Origin of the sequence: Bradyrhizobium sp. STM 3561 (assembly GCF_045571455.1) — a bacterium.
Lineage (GTDB): Bacteria > Pseudomonadota > Alphaproteobacteria > Rhizobiales > Xanthobacteraceae > Bradyrhizobium > Bradyrhizobium vignae.
Genome location: NZ_CP120695.1, coordinates 3013964 through 3030645, shown reverse-complemented (window position 1 = coordinate 3030645; position 16682 = coordinate 3013964). Strand labels below are relative to the sequence as shown.

At 64.3% G+C, this 16682-nt stretch carries 19 protein-coding genes; 8 read left to right on the top strand and 11 right to left on the bottom strand.

Annotation, left to right across the window (positions count from 1 at the left end):
• Window positions 1–15: 15 nt before the first annotated feature.
• Window positions 16–1260 carry a threonine ammonia-lyase gene (locus P6U28_RS14190; RefSeq protein WP_407122498.1) on the top strand — a complete coding sequence of 415 codons (1245 nt, stop codon included), beginning with the start codon at window positions 16–18 and terminating at the stop codon, window positions 1258–1260.
• 25 nt (window positions 1261–1285) lie between these two features.
• Here P6U28_RS14190 and P6U28_RS14185 read toward each other — a convergent pair whose 3' ends face one another.
• The gene (locus P6U28_RS14185) at window positions 1286–2839 is read right to left on the bottom strand and encodes a winged helix-turn-helix domain-containing tetratricopeptide repeat protein (RefSeq protein ID WP_407122497.1); all 1554 of its coding nucleotides are present in this window, start codon (window positions 2837–2839) and stop codon (window positions 1286–1288) included.
• 112 nt (window positions 2840–2951) lie between these two features.
• Between P6U28_RS14185 and P6U28_RS14180 the strand changes: the two genes are divergently transcribed.
• Complete coding sequence (locus P6U28_RS14180; RefSeq protein WP_122406657.1) at window positions 2952–3413, top strand: cupin domain-containing protein; 462 nt, start codon at window positions 2952–2954, stop codon at window positions 3411–3413.
• A gap of 59 nt (window positions 3414–3472) precedes the next feature.
• Here the strand turns inward: P6U28_RS14180 and P6U28_RS14175 are convergent, their stop codons facing one another.
• The 5 genes from P6U28_RS14175 to P6U28_RS14155 all read right to left on the bottom strand — a co-directional run bounded on the left by P6U28_RS14175 (window position 3473) and on the right by P6U28_RS14155 (window position 8189).
• Window positions 3473–4651 (bottom strand): aminotransferase class V-fold PLP-dependent enzyme, encoded by a 1179-nt coding sequence (locus tag P6U28_RS14175; RefSeq protein WP_407122495.1) that lies wholly within the window; start codon window positions 4649–4651, stop codon window positions 3473–3475.
• A 77-nt stretch (window positions 4652–4728) separates the two neighbouring features.
• Complete coding sequence (locus P6U28_RS14170) at window positions 4729–5307, bottom strand: CAP domain-containing protein (protein ID WP_407123066.1); 579 nt, start codon at window positions 5305–5307, stop codon at window positions 4729–4731.
• Between the two features lie 74 nt (window positions 5308–5381).
• Window positions 5382–6476, bottom strand: a complete 1095-nt coding sequence (locus tag P6U28_RS14165) for an AMP-binding enzyme (protein WP_407122494.1) — start codon at window positions 6474–6476, stop codon at window positions 5382–5384.
• Between the two features lie 7 nt (window positions 6477–6483).
• Window positions 6484–7911: a methylenetetrahydrofolate--tRNA-(uracil(54)-C(5))-methyltransferase (FADH(2)-oxidizing) TrmFO gene (gene trmFO, locus P6U28_RS14160; protein ID WP_407122493.1), complete on the bottom strand. Its 1428-nt coding sequence runs from the start codon at window positions 7909–7911 to the stop codon at window positions 6484–6486.
• 125 nt (window positions 7912–8036) lie between these two features.
• Window positions 8037–8189 (bottom strand): DUF1127 domain-containing protein, encoded by a 153-nt coding sequence (locus tag P6U28_RS14155; protein ID WP_007590701.1) that lies wholly within the window; start codon window positions 8187–8189, stop codon window positions 8037–8039.
• Between the two features lie 669 nt (window positions 8190–8858).
• On the opposite strand from P6U28_RS14155, the gene P6U28_RS14150 reads away from it, so the two are divergent.
• Window positions 8859–9122 (top strand): hypothetical protein, encoded by a 264-nt coding sequence (locus P6U28_RS14150; RefSeq protein WP_244608021.1) that lies wholly within the window; start codon window positions 8859–8861, stop codon window positions 9120–9122.
• Window positions 9123–9196: 74 nt separating this feature from the next.
• On the opposite strand, the gene P6U28_RS14145 is transcribed toward P6U28_RS14150, so the two are convergent.
• Window positions 9197–10021, bottom strand: coding sequence for a lytic murein transglycosylase (locus tag P6U28_RS14145; protein ID WP_407122492.1), 825 nt, complete (start codon window positions 10019–10021; stop codon window positions 9197–9199).
• 131 nt (window positions 10022–10152) lie between these two features.
• Window positions 10153–11061: a DUF2189 domain-containing protein gene (locus P6U28_RS14140; RefSeq protein ID WP_162500268.1), complete on the bottom strand. Its 909-nt coding sequence runs from the start codon at window positions 11059–11061 to the stop codon at window positions 10153–10155.
• A gap of 336 nt (window positions 11062–11397) precedes the next feature.
• On the opposite strand from P6U28_RS14140, the gene P6U28_RS14135 reads away from it, so the two are divergent.
• Window positions 11398–11796: a DUF3597 domain-containing protein gene (locus P6U28_RS14135; protein ID WP_122403142.1), complete on the top strand. Its 399-nt coding sequence runs from the start codon at window positions 11398–11400 to the stop codon at window positions 11794–11796.
• A 51-nt stretch (window positions 11797–11847) separates the two neighbouring features.
• Here P6U28_RS14135 and P6U28_RS14130 read toward each other — a convergent pair whose 3' ends face one another.
• Window positions 11848–12123, bottom strand: coding sequence for a GNAT family N-acetyltransferase (locus P6U28_RS14130; protein ID WP_122403143.1), 276 nt, complete (start codon window positions 12121–12123; stop codon window positions 11848–11850).
• 429 nt (window positions 12124–12552) lie between these two features.
• On the opposite strand from P6U28_RS14130, the gene P6U28_RS14125 reads away from it, so the two are divergent.
• Entirely contained in the window at window positions 12553–12837 is a 285-nt protein-coding gene (locus P6U28_RS14125; protein WP_312016221.1) for an SPW repeat protein, read from the top strand.
• A 49-nt stretch (window positions 12838–12886) separates the two neighbouring features.
• Here the strand turns inward: P6U28_RS14125 and P6U28_RS14120 are convergent, their stop codons facing one another.
• Window positions 12887–13162 (bottom strand): GNAT family N-acetyltransferase, encoded by a 276-nt coding sequence (locus P6U28_RS14120; RefSeq protein WP_122403145.1) that lies wholly within the window; start codon window positions 13160–13162, stop codon window positions 12887–12889.
• Window positions 13163–13249: 87 nt separating this feature from the next.
• Complete coding sequence (locus P6U28_RS14115) at window positions 13250–13609, bottom strand: hypothetical protein (protein WP_122403146.1); 360 nt, start codon at window positions 13607–13609, stop codon at window positions 13250–13252.
• A gap of 103 nt (window positions 13610–13712) precedes the next feature.
• Between P6U28_RS14115 and P6U28_RS14110 the strand changes: the two genes are divergently transcribed.
• From P6U28_RS14110 to P6U28_RS14100, 3 genes are all read left to right on the top strand, one after another.
• Window positions 13713–14039, top strand: a complete 327-nt coding sequence (locus P6U28_RS14110) for a hypothetical protein (protein ID WP_245163263.1) — start codon at window positions 13713–13715, stop codon at window positions 14037–14039.
• Between the two features lie 102 nt (window positions 14040–14141).
• Window positions 14142–15749, top strand: coding sequence for an acyl-CoA synthetase (locus P6U28_RS14105; protein ID WP_122403148.1), 1608 nt, complete (start codon window positions 14142–14144; stop codon window positions 15747–15749).
• A gap of 9 nt (window positions 15750–15758) precedes the next feature.
• Window positions 15759–16619, top strand: a complete 861-nt coding sequence (locus tag P6U28_RS14100) for a PCC domain-containing protein (protein ID WP_407122490.1) — start codon at window positions 15759–15761, stop codon at window positions 16617–16619.
• The last annotated feature ends 63 nt before the right edge of the window (window positions 16620–16682 follow it).

Sequence of the window (16682 nt, the reverse complement as noted above, 5' to 3'; positions counted from 1 at the left end):
GCTCTATGCTGTCCCATGGCTGACTTGTCCCAAACCACGTCCTCCGAAGTCAGCGGCCTTTCGGTCGCACCGGAAGACATTCGCGCTGCCGCCGAGACCATCCAGGGCTCCGTCGTCGAGACGCCCTGCAACTACAGCCGCACGCTGAGCAGCATCTGCGGCTGCGACATCTGGCTCAAATTCGAGAACCTCCAGTTCACCTCCTCGTTCAAGGAGCGCGGCGCGCTCAACCGGCTGACCGCGCTGACGCCGGAAGAGCGCGCGCGGGGCGTGATCGCAATGTCCGCGGGCAATCACGCGCAGGGCGTCGCCTACCACGCCAAGCGGCTCGGCATTCCCGCCACCATCGTCATGCCTATCGGCACGCCGATGGTGAAGATCGAGAACACCAGGCATCACGGCGCCGAGGTGGTGGTCACGGGCGCGACGCTGGAAGAGGCGGCCGCCTTTGCGCGCAGCCATGGTGAAGCGCACGGCATGATCTTCGTCCATCCCTATGACGATCCGCTCGTGATCGCGGGGCAGGGCACGATCGGGCTGGAAATGCTCAAGGCGGTCCCGGAGCTCGATACGCTGGTCGTCCCGATCGGCGGCGGCGGGTTGATCAGCGGCATTGCCATTGCCGCGAAATCGATCAAACCGTCGCTGCGGATATTGGGCGTCGAGGCCTGGCTCTATCCCTCGATGTACAACGCCATCCATGACGGCAATCTGCCGGCGCGCGGCGATACGCTCGCCGAGGGCATTGCGGTGAAATCGCCGGGCAAGATCACCACCGAGATCGTCCGCCGCCTCGTCGACGACATTGCGCTCGTTAGCGAAGCGGAGCTCGAGCGCGCGGTCGCGACCCTGATCTCGATCGAGAAGACTGTTGTCGAGGGCGCCGGCGCCGCCGGCCTTGCCGCGCTGATGTCCGATCCGTCCCGCTTTGTCGGCCAGAAGGTCGGCCTGGTGCTGAGCGGAGGCAATATCGACACGCGGCTGATCGCCTCCGTCCTCACCCGCGAGCTGGCGCGCGAGGGGCGGTTGACGCAATTGTCGCTCGATATTCCCGACAGACCAGGACAGCTTGCCGCGGTAGCGGCCCTGCTGGCCGAGGCGGGTGCGAACATCATCGAGGTCTCGCATCAGCGGACCTTTTCCGACCTGCCGGCCAAGGCGACGCTGCTGCAGCTCGTCATCGAGACCCGTGATGCCGCCCATCTCGACGAGGTGATGGCCCGGCTCAGCGCATCCGGACTGAGCGCGCGGTGCGCTTGAGCGCAACGCGAGGCCGAGCCGAGCGCTACTCGGGAAGGCCCGCAACGCGGAGCGCGTCGCCCAGCGAGGAGGCCAGCGCCGGCGCGCAGTTGACGCCCTGAAATTGACGGCCGTAGCGGAAGGTCGGGTGTAGCTCCAGCACCCGCGCGGCCGCTGCCTTCGCCTCCTGCAATCGTCCCAGCTTTGCCAGCGCTGCGGCCAATTGCACATAGGTGATGCTGTGGCGAGGATTGGCCTGAACCGAGCGGTAAGCGGCGCGGCACGCCTCCTCATATCGGCCGCGGTGGAAGTGCCCGAGCGCCTGGGCGTCGAATGCGGCGAAAGCCCAGGAATCGAACGGGCTGAGCCGCAGGCCTTGCTCGCTCCATTCGATGGCGCGGTCGGAATCTCCGCCCCAGCCGAGCACGACACTTCCGAGAATGTAGGTCAGCGCCGATGATGGGCTGATGGCGAGCGCGGCCTCGAACGCGGTGAATGCCGCGGAGCGATCGTGCCCGTCCATGCCGACCGAAAAGCCCGCGAGCGTGAGCGCAAGTGCGTCGTCCTGGCCGTGGACGATGGCCGAGCGCGCGTGGCGGATCGAAGCCTCGCGATTGGCTTGCTGCAGACCGGCCCGGAGAAACAAGCAGTGATGGCACATTGCTGCATTGCCGTGCGCGAGCGCATACGCAGGCTCGAGCGCGATCGCACGCTCAAGCAACACGAGCGCCTGGCTGACCTGGGCGGGCATGCCGGAGTCAACGTCCGGCTGGGCGCGCAGGACGAGATCATAGGCATCCAGGCTGTCCGGCCGCTTGCGCTTGACCCTGTTGATCTCGGCACGCCGCAGGCTGGGCGCGATGGCACCGACGGTCGACAATGCAATGTCATCCTGGAGGGCGAAGACGTCTTCGGACCGGCGGTCAAATCGCTCGGCCCATACGTGCATTCCGCTCGCCGCATCGATCAACTGGCCGGTGATGCGGACCAGCGTGCCTGTCCTGCGGACGCTGCCTTCCAGGACGTAGCGTACACCAAGCTCGCGGCCGACCTGCTTCACGTCCGCCGCACGGCCCTTGTAGGCGAATGTGGAATTCCGCGCGATCACGAACAGCCAGTTGATGCGTGACAACCCGGTGATGATGTCGTCGACCATTCCGTCGGCGAAATAATCCTGCTCCGCATCGCCGCTTAGGTTCGTGAAAGGCAGCACCGCGATCGACGGCCTGTCGGGCAGTGTCAGCGGCGGCGCTTGCGGCGCTGCCTGTGCGCGATCCGGATCGGACGTCGTCACGGTGGGGCCGACATAGCGATAGCCGCGGCGCGGCAACGTTTCGATCCAATGTGCATCGCCGGAGATGTCAGCCAGCGTGCGCCGCACCGCCGCGATCTGGACCGTCAGATTGCTGTCCTCAATGGCCTGGCCGGGCCAGGCCGCCTCGATCAAGGCATCTTTCGAAACTGGCGCGCCAGCCTGCCGGACGAGGAGGGCGAGGAGCAGCACGGCCCGCCGGCCGAGTCCCGTCGGCTCAGCCCCGTGGAACAGGATTCCCGCCTCGGCATCGAGCCGAAAGGGACCAAATTCAAGGATCGCGGCCATCGCCGAAGAAGGGCACATTTCGCAGGTTTTTTGCAACGTTTTCCGATCGGCTTCACCACTTTCGGGCTGGCCTGGATCACTATCGCGACTGCAACAAGCGATGGAGGGGTACATGACCGTGAAACACGTGATCCGCAGGCCAGGCGAGTCCGAAGGGGTTGTGCTGCGCGGCAAACCCATGGGCTTCCTGGTGACCGGCGAGGACACCAGGCACACGAGTATGTTCGACTGGACGATTCCGGCCGGATTTGCCACCGGCCGGCACGTGCATCGTGTTCAGGAAGAGACCTTCTACATGCTCGAAGGCGAGTGTGAATGGCACGTTGGGGATGAGGTTGTCCGGGCAACCCCCGGGACCTTTCTCTTCATTCCTTCGGGCGTGGCTCACAACATCACCAACGTGAGCGAGAAGCCCGCGCGTGTGCTCATGACCGTCTCCCCGCCGGGACACGAGCATTATTTCGAGGAACTGGCCAAGTTGACGGCGAGTGGGCCGCCGGATGCGCGAGCCATCAGCGCCTTGCGCGCCCGCTTTGATACCGACCAACTCTCGGCATTGACGACAAGAGCTTGATGTCAGGGCGGCGCGATCGTGGCCGACGTCACGTCGGCCGGTCGCGCCGGCTCCTTTTGCTATCGTGACGTCAGGTCCGCCAGATGCGCGACCAGCCGATCGACCTCGGCCTCCGTGTTGTAATAATGCGGTGACGCCCGCACGAGATGCGGCAGCGAGCGAAGCTCAGCATCGATGCGCGTGCTCGATGGATCCGAAGCGCCGATCGTGATGCCGGCTGCAGCGGAACTTGCGACAATGTCGTCCGCCCCGTGCCCGGCCATCGTGAAGCTGACGATCGCACCCGGCGAACGCCCAAGGTCGCGAATGGTGATGCCGGGAAGGGCCGCAAGGCCGCGGCGCAGGCGGCCCGCGAGCAGCCGGCAGCGCTCCTCGATGGCATCCATGCCGATGTCCAGCGCATAATCGATGGCAGCGCCGAGCCCGAGCCGGGCCGCATAATTGTTCTCCCAGGTCTCGAAACGGCGCGCATCGTCGCGGAGCCGATATTCATCGCGCGAGACCCAGGGCGCTGCGAAATGGTCGATCATCGGCGGTTCGAGCCGTTGCAGCAGCGCACGGCGGACGTAGAGAAAGCCCGTGCCGCGCGGGCCGCGCAGGAATTTGCGCCCCGTCGCCGACAGCATGTCACAGCCGATGGCTTCGACGTCGACCGCCATCTGTCCGACCGCCTGGCATGCGTCGAGCAGATAGGGAATGCCGTGCGCCCGTGCGATCTTGCCGATTGCCGCGGCGGGATTGACCAGCCCGCCATTGGTCGGCACCCAGGTGATGGCGATCAGCTTCACGCGCTCGTCGATCATGCGTTCGAGCGCGTGCACGTCGAGCTCGCCGCCGGAATCGCTCGGCACGACGTCGATCGTCACGCCGGTTCGTTTCGCGGCCTGAAGAAAGGCGACATAGTTGGCGGCGTATTCCGCCTCGGCGGTCAGGATGCGGTCGCCCTCGCGGAACGGCAGCGCGTAGAACGCCATCTGCCAGGCAACGGTCGCGTTCTCGACAAGTGCGATCTCATCGGGCGCGGCATTGAGCAGGCGCGCGACCGAGCCGTAGATCGCGTCGAGCCGATCGGATTCACGGTCGGCAGCGGCATAACCGCCGAAATCGCTTTCGAGATCGATATGCTGCTTCATCGCCGCGACAACGGGCGCCGGCATCAGGGCCGCACCGGCATTATGCAGGTATACGAGCCGCGAGGCGGCCGGTGTCTCAGCACGTATCCGCTCGATGTCGATCACTTGCGCCTCCGCCTCCTGGACGTTCGTGCATGAGTTTGACACGTCGAAGACTGCGAGCAAGACGGCCCGGTCTCGTTTCAGATGCAGAGGCTGAGCAGCTTGATGTGGCAGTTGCTGGATTTGGGCTTGCTTGCCGGAGCAGCCTCGCGCTTCACGGCAACCAGCGGCTCCTTGTCCTTCTTGCCTTTACCCTTGCCCTTCGGCTCGTAATCGCCGGCGATTACCATGGCCCAATAGGTGCGCTTGCCGCTGGCATTCTTGGCGCTCGCAAGGCCGACGCGAGAGGCGTTGTGCAGCAACAGGTTCTTGCGGTGCCCGGACGAGTCGATCCACTGACCCAACGTCTTCTCGAAACTGTCATACCCGTAGGCGATGTTCTCGGCGGCGCGCCCCGCGCCCGCCGGTGCGACACGGCGGTTGAACGGACCGAGTGCGTCGTGGCTCAGGTCATCCTTCACCGCCATCGCGCGGGCCTGATCCATGGCAATGCGGTCGAGCGTGGCATCGCGGACGACGCGGATCTCGCCATGCTTGAGACGGAAGCTCGAGATCAACTCGGCCGGCGAGTCGGCCATCGCGGGCGTGCCTGCCAGCAACAGAAGGCCAGCGATCATCCCGCCAACCACACGATGTATTATCGCTCCCCGAGCGCCCATGATCTTTCCCAACCCAGCCTTGTCCGTACGCTTCTCCACCGCCAATGTGGACGCTTCAAGGCGCAGACCCCGCGCTAGCTCGTCGGCAGGTTCGCCTCGAAATTGAAGCGGTCGCGAAGGTTCTTGCGCTGCTCCAGGATGTCCTTGAGGAAGGCCCGGTCCTGCTCGTTCGTCATCATCGGCTCGATCAGGTCGAGCTGGTTCATGGCGACGAGTTGCAGGACCTCGGTGCGCGGCTTGCCGCTGGTGTTGCGTGGCAGGGCGTGCACGACCTGGATGTGCTCGGGTGGCTTCGGTCCGTTGGCGGCGGCAAGCTCGCTGCGGAGCTGGCCTTCGAGCGCGGCCTGATCGGCTTCGACGAAGGCATAGAGCCCGACGCCGGAGCGCCGGTCGGCAAAGGCGACGATGGCGGCATCGCGCACGGCAGGATTCCGCAGGATCAGTTCGGCCAGGACCGGCGCGTCGTTGACGAGCCTGCGGCCGCCACCCTCGCGGTCGGTGAAATTGAACAGGCCGCGGGTGACGGCGCGATAGACCTTCTTGCCGGTGGCAAGCCACAGGCTCGCGGCGAACGACTTCTTCGCCAGTATCTTTCGCTCCCGCGGCGTCAGCGCCTCCGGCGCGTAGGAGCGCTTGTGCTTGAGCAGATGCCGCAGGTCTTCATAGGCGAGGATGCGATAGAGCCGGCCGCGGCGGTTAAAGCAAGCTGCAAGCTGGAAGTCGGTCACATAGGCCCTGCCGTCGCGGCCGACCAGCCAGTTCTGCTCCTTGGCGAGATCGTTGTGGCAGATGCCGGCGCGGCGCAGCCGGCGCAGCACGGCTTTGGCCGAGCGGAAATAGGCGAGATCGCCATGCGGCTTGGCCAGATGCAGTGCGACGCCGTCGACGAAGCCGCGCACCAGAGCGCGGCGCCCGGCCCACAGCAGCTCGGGACCGGCGTTGAGGCCTTTGGCGCGCAGCAGCGCATGCTTCTCGCGGGCGAACAGATGGCGTGCCAACAGGAACGACCACCATGGCACCTCATCGAGCCGGCGCAGCACCGCGTCGATCTCGCCGCTTTCGCTGCGGAAGCGGCCGCGCTCGACGGTCGAGAACACGTCGCGCTTGAGCAGCACACCTTCGGTCCAGCGCGGCGACAGCACTGCGGCGTCGTCTTTGGGGAGGCTCATCGAAAGCTCACGCGGCGGCGGCAATGCGCAGGTGGTCGGCGATCCAGCGATCGAGGTCGGCGAGCGCTCGTGCGCTCAGCGCCTGCTTCTTGGCCACCGTCTTCTCGCTGCCGCGCAGCCGCGTGCCGTCGGGCTTCTTCGCCGGCACCGTCGCGAGCGGCGGGAACAGGCCGAAATTGATGTTCATCGGCTGGAACGAGCGCGTGCCCGGCTCGATGGTCTCGATATGGCCGCCGGTGATGTGGCCGAGCAGCGATCCGAGCGCCGTCGTAGCCGGCGGACTGACAAGCGTCTCACCGCGCGCGTCCGCTGCTGCGTAGAGACCGGCGATCAAGCCGACGCTGGCGGACTCCACATAGCCCTCGCAGCCCGTCATCTGCCCGGCGAAGCGCAGCCGCGGCTGCGCGCGCAGGCGCAACTGGCCATCGAGCAGCTTTGGCGAATTCAGGAAGGTGTTGCGATGCAGGCCGCCGAGACGGGCGAACTCCGCCTTCTCCAGTCCGGGAATGGTGCGGAAGATGCGCTGCTGCTCGCCGTATTTCAGCTTCGTCTGGAAGCCGACGATGTTGTAGAGCGTGCCGAGCTTGTTGTCCTGGCGCAGCTGCACGACCGCGTAGGGTTTCGTCGTGGGATCGTGCGGATTGGTGAGGCCGACCGGCTTCATGGGACCGTGGCGCAGCGTCTCGGGGCCGCGCTCCGCCATCACCTCGATCGGCAGGCAGCCGTCGAAATAGGGGGTATTGGTTTCCCATTCCTTGAACTCGGTCTTCTCGCCGGCGATCAGCGCGGCGACGAAGCCGTCATACTGCTCCTTGGTCATCGGGCAGTTGATGTAGTCGGCGCCGTTGCCGCCGGGGCCGACCTTGTCGTAGCGCGACTGGAACCAGGCCACTGACATATCGATGGACTCGCGATGAACGATCGGTGCGATCGCATCGAAGAAGGCCAACGCATTCTCGTCGGTCAATTCGCGGATGGCGTCAGCCAGCGGCGCGGAGGTGAGGGGACCGGTTGCAACGATCACGTTGCTCCAGTCGGCCGGCGGCATGCCAGCGACCTCGCCACGTGCGATCTCGATCAGGGGATGGTCATTCAGTGCCTCGGTCACGGCCGCCGAGAAGCCGTCGCGATCGACCGCAAGCGCGCCGCCGGCGGGCACCTGGTTGGCGTCCGCCGCGCGCATGATCAACGAGTCGAGCCGGCGCATCTCCGCATGAAGCAAGCCGACAGCGTTGTTGGCGGCATCGTCCGAGCGGAACGAATTGGAGCAGACGAGTTCGGCGAGTCCGTCGGTGCGGTGCGCCTCGGTCATGCGGTCCGGCCGCATCTCGTGCAGCACTACGGGCACACCGGCTTTGGCGACCTGCCAGGCGGATTCGGAGCCGGCAAGGCCCGCGCCGATCACGTGCACACTACTGGAATGAGGTCCTGTCATGGGCGGACAGGTAGCGCTTTTCGGCGGAGAGTGGAATCGCCGAGATCGAGTTTTCTGCCACCAGATACGACAACGCCCGCACAAGGCGGGCGCTATCGGTCCGTCCGGTGGAGGGCTGAACGGTATCAGCCCTGATACTGACCGGCGGCAACGCGCGGGATGTCCGAGCGATCGAGGCCGATATCGGCCAGTTCGCGATCGCTGAGTTGGGACAGCTCGGCAACATTGCGCTGATAGTCCCGGAAGGCCTGGATCATGCGGATGAGCGAGAGCAGCATTGGTAGTCTCCTGTAGTTCGATTCAGCCTTTGCCTTTAGGCCTCATCGTTGAAATGAATATAGGTGAGTGTGGTGCACTGCGAAAGTTCCGATGTTGCGATGCAGCTAGGCGCTAGGTGCATAGCGTCGGCAAGAAATGATTAACCTCTCGGCAGTGTCGCTCATGAGTTCGGCGGATCATGTCGTGCGTTGCAATATAATGCATGTAAATCAATTGCTTATTTCGGACATCTCGGCTCCGAAAAACCTTGAGATAAGTTGCTCCCTCTTGATCTGCAACACGATGGGTCAGCTTGTAAGCCCAAGTTTCTCATGCGCGAATCGCATGAACTCATGAAATGAACAAAGATTCTATTGTTTCTGAGGTGGAGTCCGAAATGGCTAGATTAATGGCGAGCCTGGAACTGCGAGCCAAGGGGATGCGCTGGCCTCTTCGGACTGAGACTGACCGCCCCTTTGATGCGGTGCACACGTCAAGCGAGTGCTCCGATTACGAAGTTGTAATGAGAATCAGAAGTTTCGCATGCGGCTCTGCGCGGCTCGCAACATCACGCAATTCTCGCGGGGAATTTATTGCGGCAAGTTGCCGCAAGCAGAGGAAAGTCATTCTTGCAGATTCCGGCAATGTCGCTGGTTCTGGCCCAAGAACAAGAGAAGGAAAGTAACATCATGAAGAAGTTACTCGGGGTTATCGCAATTGCTGCCGCCGCATTCGCGGTCGCGCCGTCCCACGCCGCCAAGCACGCCATGGGCGGTTGCAGCGGGGCCAATCTGGAGAAGACGGAGACTGCGATCGAGAACATGGCCGACGGCGACAGCAAGTTCGTCGCCCAGAAGGAAATCGCGGCGGCGCAGGACGCGCTGCTCAACGGCAAAATGGCCGCATGCGGCGCGCATCTGAACAAGGCGATGCAGGCGACCACGGGCAAATAGGGACGTCCGGAAGCCAAGGCACCGAGAGAAGGCCGGTCGCCGTGCGATCGGCCTTACTCATCTTGTCCGAGGCATCAGGGGGCGTGAGCGAGCTGGGTTGCGAAATAGGCGACGGTCTTGGAATAGACCTCGCTCTTGTTCCACTGCTGTAGCACCGCAAAATTCGGACTGCCTGGCTGCCAATCCTTGCCTCGCTGCCAGCCATAGCTTGCGAGATAATTGGCGGTGGAGGCGAGCACGTCAGGCGCGTTATGCAGGAGATCACGCTTGCCATTGCCGTCGAAATCGACGGCGTATTTCATCCAGGACGACGGCATGAACTGGGTTTGGCCGAGCTCGCCGGCCCAGGCGCCTTTCATGTCGGCAGGTGCAAGATCGCCGCGCTGGATGATGCGCAGCGCATCCATCAGCTCGGCGCGAAACTGCTCCGAGCGACGGCAGTCATAGGCAAGCGTTGCCAGCGAGCGGATCGTTGCGAACTTGCCGGTGTTGACGCCGAAATCGGTCTCCAGACCCCAGATCGCAACCAAGACCTCGCCGGGCACGCCGTAGGCCTGCTCGATGCGCGACAGCACGGATCCGTATTGCTTCATCATGTTGGAGCCGCGCTGCACGCGTGGCGGCACCATGCGGCCGGAAAACTCCTCGAAGGTCTGGCTGAAGACCTTTTGCGAGCGGTCGCGGTTGAGCACGCTCTGATCGAGCGTCACGCCGGCAAGCCCCGTAGCGATGGCCTGCTGCGAGATGCCTTTCGCCGCAGCGTCGGTTTTGAAATCCGCAAGCCAGGCGTCGAAATTGCCCGAGCCGCAGGCAACCGCGGCGAGCGCTGGCTGGGCGGACAGGATTGAAACGGAGAGGGCGAAGGCTGCGAGAGCGAGACGAGAAATCGTCGGGGGCATTCGGGTAAATGAATTCCGTGGAGCGATCTGACCGGCGGGGCGCAATCTCGGCCGGAACCGCGGCCAAAGCAAGGCGCGCGACAGGGCGCGATCCTGCCCGAGCCGAGGCAGGATCGCATGTCACGATGTCGTTAGGCGTCGGTCCGGTTTCGCCAAGGGAAGAGGTTGGCCGGGAAGTCGGCGGCCGGCTTGCGCGGACGATGCGGCGGGGGCGGCACCGGACGTGCCCCAGGCTCCGACACGATCACCTTGCGGTAGAGGTGCCACGTGGCGTGCCCGAGCAGGGGGATCACCACGGCGAGGCCGAGGAAGGCCGGTATCGTGCCGAGCGCGAGCAGCACCGCCACGACCAGGCCCCAGGCCGCCATCGGTACCGGGTTTCTTCCGACAACGCGCAGCGAAGTCACCATCGACTCGAACGCGCCGGCATGACGGTCGAGCATCAAGGGAAACGACACCACGCTGATGCAAAGCGCGGCGAGCGCGAACAGGAAGCCGGTGCCGCAGCCGACCACGATCAGCCACCAGCCTTGCTGCGTCGTCAGCACGCGCGTCGCGAAATCCGAGAAACCGGTGACGCCCTCGTACCCGAACGCCGCGACATAGATCGCCTGCGCGGTCGCAACCCAAGTGACAAACAGGGCGAGCAGCACCGTACCGAGGCCGAGCATCGCACCGAACGAGGGCGAACGCGGTACCTCCATGGCATCCCAGGCGCTGGCCGGTTCATAGCGCTCGCGCCGGCTTGAGAGCTCGTAGAGTCCGAGCGCCGCGAAGGGCCCGATCAGCGCGAAGCCGGCAGCCAGCGGAAACAACAGCGGCAGCACCGAATAGCCCATCACCACGCGGGCGAGCACGAGGCCAAGCACCGGGTAGATCACGCAGAGGATAATGGCGTGGCTCGGAACGGCCTTGAAGTCTTCCCAACCGCGCCTGAGCGCGTCGTGCAGATCGGACAATTTGATGGTTCGGATCACTGGCCCAGCCGCATCCGAGCGCTGGGCCATCGTGGGGACATTGCCTTGGTAGAGTGTGGCCATGGTCGCTAGCTCCCTTGCCAGGCAGCCGAGCCCGGCGCCAGCAAACGGCGCAAGCGGCCGCCATTCTCTGAAATCTCGCAATCCCGACCAGATGCGAACTCCGGATGACATCGCGAGCTGAACGACAACCATACTCCCAAGTCCGAGTCCTGTCCCTCGCGCTCGGGTGAAATTCAATGCCGCGGCGCAACCACGACGATGTCATTCTGTCGTCATTTCGCCGCAGATAAGCTGATGCTGCTGGTCGTTCGCGGAGCTTCGCGGGCGCGACGCAGTAACTTCGTCTATAAGTGCCACTCAAGGCCCTTCCAACGGATTCCTTTTCGGGGAGCAGACATGAGCATTTTCGGGAAAATCATGAGCGCGATCTTCGGCAGCCAGCCGGTCTCCGCCGCCCCCGCCGGTGGCGCGGCTTCGCCCAGCGCGCCCGCAGGGACGCCGGGCGCTTCGGCGCCGGCCACAGCGCCCATGGCCGCGGTCGACGTGGCGGCGATCGTCGACAAGGCAGCGGCCGCGCATAAGGGCGAGAAGCTGGAATGGCGTACCTCGATCGTCGACCTCATGAAGGCGCTCGACATCGATTCCAGCCTCGCTGCGCGCAAGGATCTCGCCAAGGAGCTGGGCTACAGCGGCGATATGAACGACTCGGCCAGCATGAACGTCTGGCTGCACAAGCAGGTAATGTCCAAGCTCGCCGCCAATGGCGGCAAGCTGCCGCCGGAGATCAAGCACTGATCCGCCTGGGTCGCGAAAAAGGGGCTGCCATCTCGCGGACCCCCTTCGCTTTCAGGCGATCAGATCCGCATCCTCCGGATGCCTGTCGAGATAGTCGACGACGAAGCCGCAGCCGGCGATCACCTTCCTGCCGTCGCGCCGGATCAGGTCCAGCGCGCCCCTGACCAGCTCGGAGCCGATGCCGCGGCCGCGCAGCGCGCGCGGCGTCTCGGTGTGGGTAATGATCACGGCCGACGGCGTCAGCCGGTAGTTGGCGAAGGCGATGTCGCTGCCGACATCGAGCTCGAAGCGGCTCCTGTCCTTGTTGTCGCGTACCGAAGCCGCCATGCGGGATCCTCCGAAATGCCGATTGTCTCCTGATCTAGGAGGCCGACGCCATCCTTGCCAAGTGAGATCAAGGGAGATTGGCGCAGAGGAGGTATATGCAAACGCGCACTGCCGCGACCGCAGTGCAGTATGGATATCGCGCTTTGCGAGCATGGTGCGGCGAGCGCAAATAATCCTCGGTACCGCTCTTGCAAGCCGGACCTCGGTTCCCACGTCCTGCGGAGGACATACGCCCGAATGCGGCCGGCAGGGTCGCTAGACATTCGGAGTGTCATGATCGCCAGCCGCAGACGTATGCCTCTTGTGTAGGAGGGTACGATGTCGGACTCTGGTTTCTTTGATACTCATCGAACATGGGAAGACTGGTGCGGGATGCTGCTTGGGGCGGTCATCGTGGCTTCGCCATGGTTTCCCATCCAGGATCAACCGATGACCGGACATGAGATGGTCATCCTGAACGCGGTCGCGGTCGGTCTGGTCGTGTTTGGCCTCAGCCAGCTCGAATATGTCGCGTTGCAGCGCTGGCAAGAGGTGACGACGATCCTGGTCGGACTTTGGCTCATCGCCTCGCCTTATGCGCTCGGCTATTCCGGTGAGGGCTTTCTCCGCATCTATCACACGAGCCTCGGTGCGGTGGTGGTGCTGCTCGGCATACTCCAGCTGTGGCAGGACTGGGATCTGACCGACCAGGATATGCTCAAGCATGGACAATAGGCCGTAGATATCGGCAGGCCCGCCGGCTACTGACGGCGGGCCTGTGCATTCATCGCGTCACGAGATCCGCATAGTCCGGGTGCTTGTCGATCCACGCCTTCACGAACGGGCATTGTGGGATCAGCTTCAATCCGTCGGCGCGGACCTGATCGAGTGCGCCTTGCACCAGCTTCGAACCGACACCTTTGCCTCCGAGCTCCTTCGGCACGTCGGTATGTTCGAATGTGATGACATTGCCGTTGAGCTTGTAGTGCTCGGTCGCAAGATGACCGTCCACCTCGAGCTCATAACGGTGATGGGCTTTGTTGTTGATGACGTCGCTCATATCGTCGCCCCTGCATAGCTGCCAGCCTCGCGCACGAAGTCGTAACGCACGGTCCGGTCGGTGGTTTCCGATCTGAAGCCGTTCGGTTCAATCGGTCGCTCTGGCCAGCCTGGAATCTTCGGCCTGAGGCTGCGGGCGGAGGCAGCCCTGGCAGATGACCAGGGAGCGGTTGACCCTGGCGTCCTGTTCGGCCTCTGTGGCGTCCTGCGCCTGCCACCACTCCTTGGAAGAGGACTGAAGCCCGACTTGCGATCTGCTGCGCTCCGAACGGGCAGCGGCCCGCGTTGGCTGCGAGGCAGCGTGCGGCCGATTGGGATCCTCACCGGCGCCATCCCAGGCATAGCGCGCAGGCTTGAAGGCAGGATCGGAAGCCAGATGAGTCTGTGGCGCCATAGCACACCCGGCGAGCGCCAGCGACAACAGGAGGAGGGCGGGCGCTTTGACCATGATGCGGCACTCTGTACGCGGAGACGGACGAAGGTTGCGCCGATCATGTTTAAAATTCCCTGAACGGTTGCGATTGCGGCTGCGAACCTTCGCGCGAAACACCGTGCGCAAGATCGATCTGACCGGCGATGGACGCGAGGACTACATCGTGGATTTCCAGGACACCAAATGCGGCGATCGCCAAACGACCTTTTGCGGAACCGGCGGCTGCGTCATGAAGATCCTGGTGATGCTGCCGGATGGCAGCGTGCGCGAGGTGTTTGACGGCTATGTCCGCGGCTACAAGATCATGGTCCCGCCTGTGAAGCGCGGCGCGGCGCGCACCGTCCGCTTCGATCTGCATGGCAGCTTCTGCGGCGGATTTGGTCCGCAAGCCTGCTGGAAGACGAAGGCCATCACGGCGACGTCCTTTGCGTTCGAGCAGCCATAGGGCTGGTCCGCGGCAGCTGGCCTTGCAGGGGCGCTGGCGTTGGCGATAAATGGGCTGCAATGAACGGGCGGCTCGCGTGCCGCCAGTCGAAGAGGAAGCCCGATGCAGCCCCTGCGCATGTCCCGCCGCGTCATGAATCTCGCCTATATGCTGACCCAGAATGCGCGGCGGCATGGAGCGCGCCCCGGCTTCGTCTGGGGCGACAGGTCCTGGACCTGGCGCCAGATCGATGCGCAGGTCTCGGCGCTGGCCGCGGCGCTCGCCGCGCGCGGCATTGCGAAGGGCGACCGTATCCTCGTCCATTCCAAGAATGGCGAGGAGATGTTCGTTTCCATGTTCGCCGCGTTCCGGCTCGGTGCGGTCTGGGTCCCCACCAATTTCCGTCTGATGCCGGATGAGGTCAGCTATCTCGCGCAGGCCTCCGGCGCCAAGGCGTTCCTGTGCCATGTCGATTTCCCCGAGCACGCTGCGGCGGTGAAGGACGGCGCGCTGGAATTCACCTGGAGCATCGACGGCAAGGCCGCGTTCGGCGAGCGCTCGGTGGCTGACGCCATCGCCTCGCATACCGGAGCGACCGTGGAGAATGTCGCCGTCGAGCACGACGATCCCTGCTGGTTCTTCTTCACCTCCGGCACCACCGGCCGCTCCAAGGCGGCGGTGCTGACCCACGGCCAGATGGGTTTCGTCGTCACCAATCATCTCGCCGATCTGACGCCCGGTACGACCGAGCAGGATGCCTCGCTGGTGGTGGCGCCCTTGTCGCATGGTGCCGGCGTGCATCAGCTGATGCAGACCGCACGGGGCGCGCGCACCGTGCTGCTGCCGACCGAGAAATTCGACATCAACGAGGCGTTCCGCCTGATCGAGGCGCATCGCGTCAGCAATCTCTTCACGGTGCCGACCATCCTGAAGATGATGGTCGAGCATCCCGCCGCCGACAAATACGATCACTCCTCGCTGCGCCATGTCATCTATGCCGGCGCGCCGATGTATCGGGAGGATCAGAAGGCGGCGCTGAAGAAGCTGGGCAAGGTGATCGTGCAGTATTTCGGCCTTGGCGAGGTCACCGGCAACATCACCGTGCTGCCGGCCGCGCTGCATGATCTCGAGGATGGCCCGCATACGAAGATCGGCACCTGCGGTTTCGAGCGCACCGGTATGCAGGTCTCGATCCAGGACGACGAGGGCCGCGAGCTCAAAGCCAATCAGAGCGGCGAGATCTGCGTGATCGGGCCGGCCGTGTTCGCCGGCTATTACGACAATCCGGAAGCCAATGCGAAGGCGTTCCGCAACGGCTGGTTCCGTACCGGCGATCTCGGCCACATGGATGAGGAGGGCTTCGTCTACATCACCGGGCGCGCCTCCGACATGTATATCTCCGGCGGCTCCAACATCTATCCGCGCGAGATCGAGGAGAAGATATTGACGCACCCCGCGATCGGCGAGGTTGCGGTGCTCGGCGTGCCGGACGCGACCTGGGGCGAGGTCGGCGTTGCCGTTTGCGTGGCGCGCGAAGGCGCAAAGCCGGTGAGCGAGGCGGAGATGGCGGCGTTCCTGTCGCCGAAGGTGCCGCGCTACAAGATGCCGAAGCGCTTCTTCTTCTGGGAGGCCTTGCCGAAATCCGGCTACGGCAAGGTGCCGAAGCGGATGGTGCGCGATGAGCTCGAGGCGCGCGGGTTGCTCGATCTGGATAAGAAGCAGGCGGGCTGAGCAGACGAGATGCGAAGGATCAAGCAGCCTGGAGCGCCGCCTCCCGAACGTATTCAGTGGGTGGAGACGAGGGGGCGCGCCTTTTCCTTCACGCTTCAGGCGGGTCTGCCGCTGCTGGAAGCCGCGCGGCGCGGCTTTGCCGCGGAGGGTTTTGCCGGCGGCGTGCTGAATTTTCGCCGCGGCGCACTCGGACCGTTCGCCTATGTCATGCCGGCACTGTCGAAGACCGGCGAGAACGCGGCGTTCTACAGCGACACCTACCGGCCCAACGGCGTGACGCGCTTGAGGCTCGGCAGCATGACGCTCGGCACGCGCGACGGCGCGCCGTTCTTTCATTGCCATGGACTGTGGACCGAGGCGGACGGCAGGACCAGGGGCGGCCACATGATGCCGGATGAGACTGTCGTCGCCGAGCCGTTCGAGGTCGAGGCTTTCGGCATCGATGGTGCGATGTTCGTCGCCGAGCCGGATCCGGAGACCAACTTCAAGCTGTTCGGGCCGGTTGCGGCTGCAAGCACCGGCGCGCGAACGACGAGCCGCGCCTTTGCGCTGCGGCTCCGTCCGAACCAGGATCTTGCCGGCTGTCTCGAAGCGTTCTGTCACGCGCACGGCATTGCCCGCGCAAAGATCCACGGTGGCGTCGGCTCGACCATCGGCGCGCGGTTTACCCACGGTGGCGTGACGGAGCCATTCGCCACGGAGCTGGCAATAACGTGTGGCGCGATCGAGTCCGTTCCGTCTCACACGGTCGAGGCGGCAGTCGATGTTGCCCTGATCGACTACACCGGCGGTATCGCGGAGGGCCGTCTCGTCCGGGGCGACAATCCCGTGCTGATGACGATGGAGCTTGTGCTGGAGGCCTTGGGTTAAGGTTCGACCGGAGCTTGCTGTCTTCCGCAGATGCCGCTTCCGTGCGATTGATGTTCCTGTTAT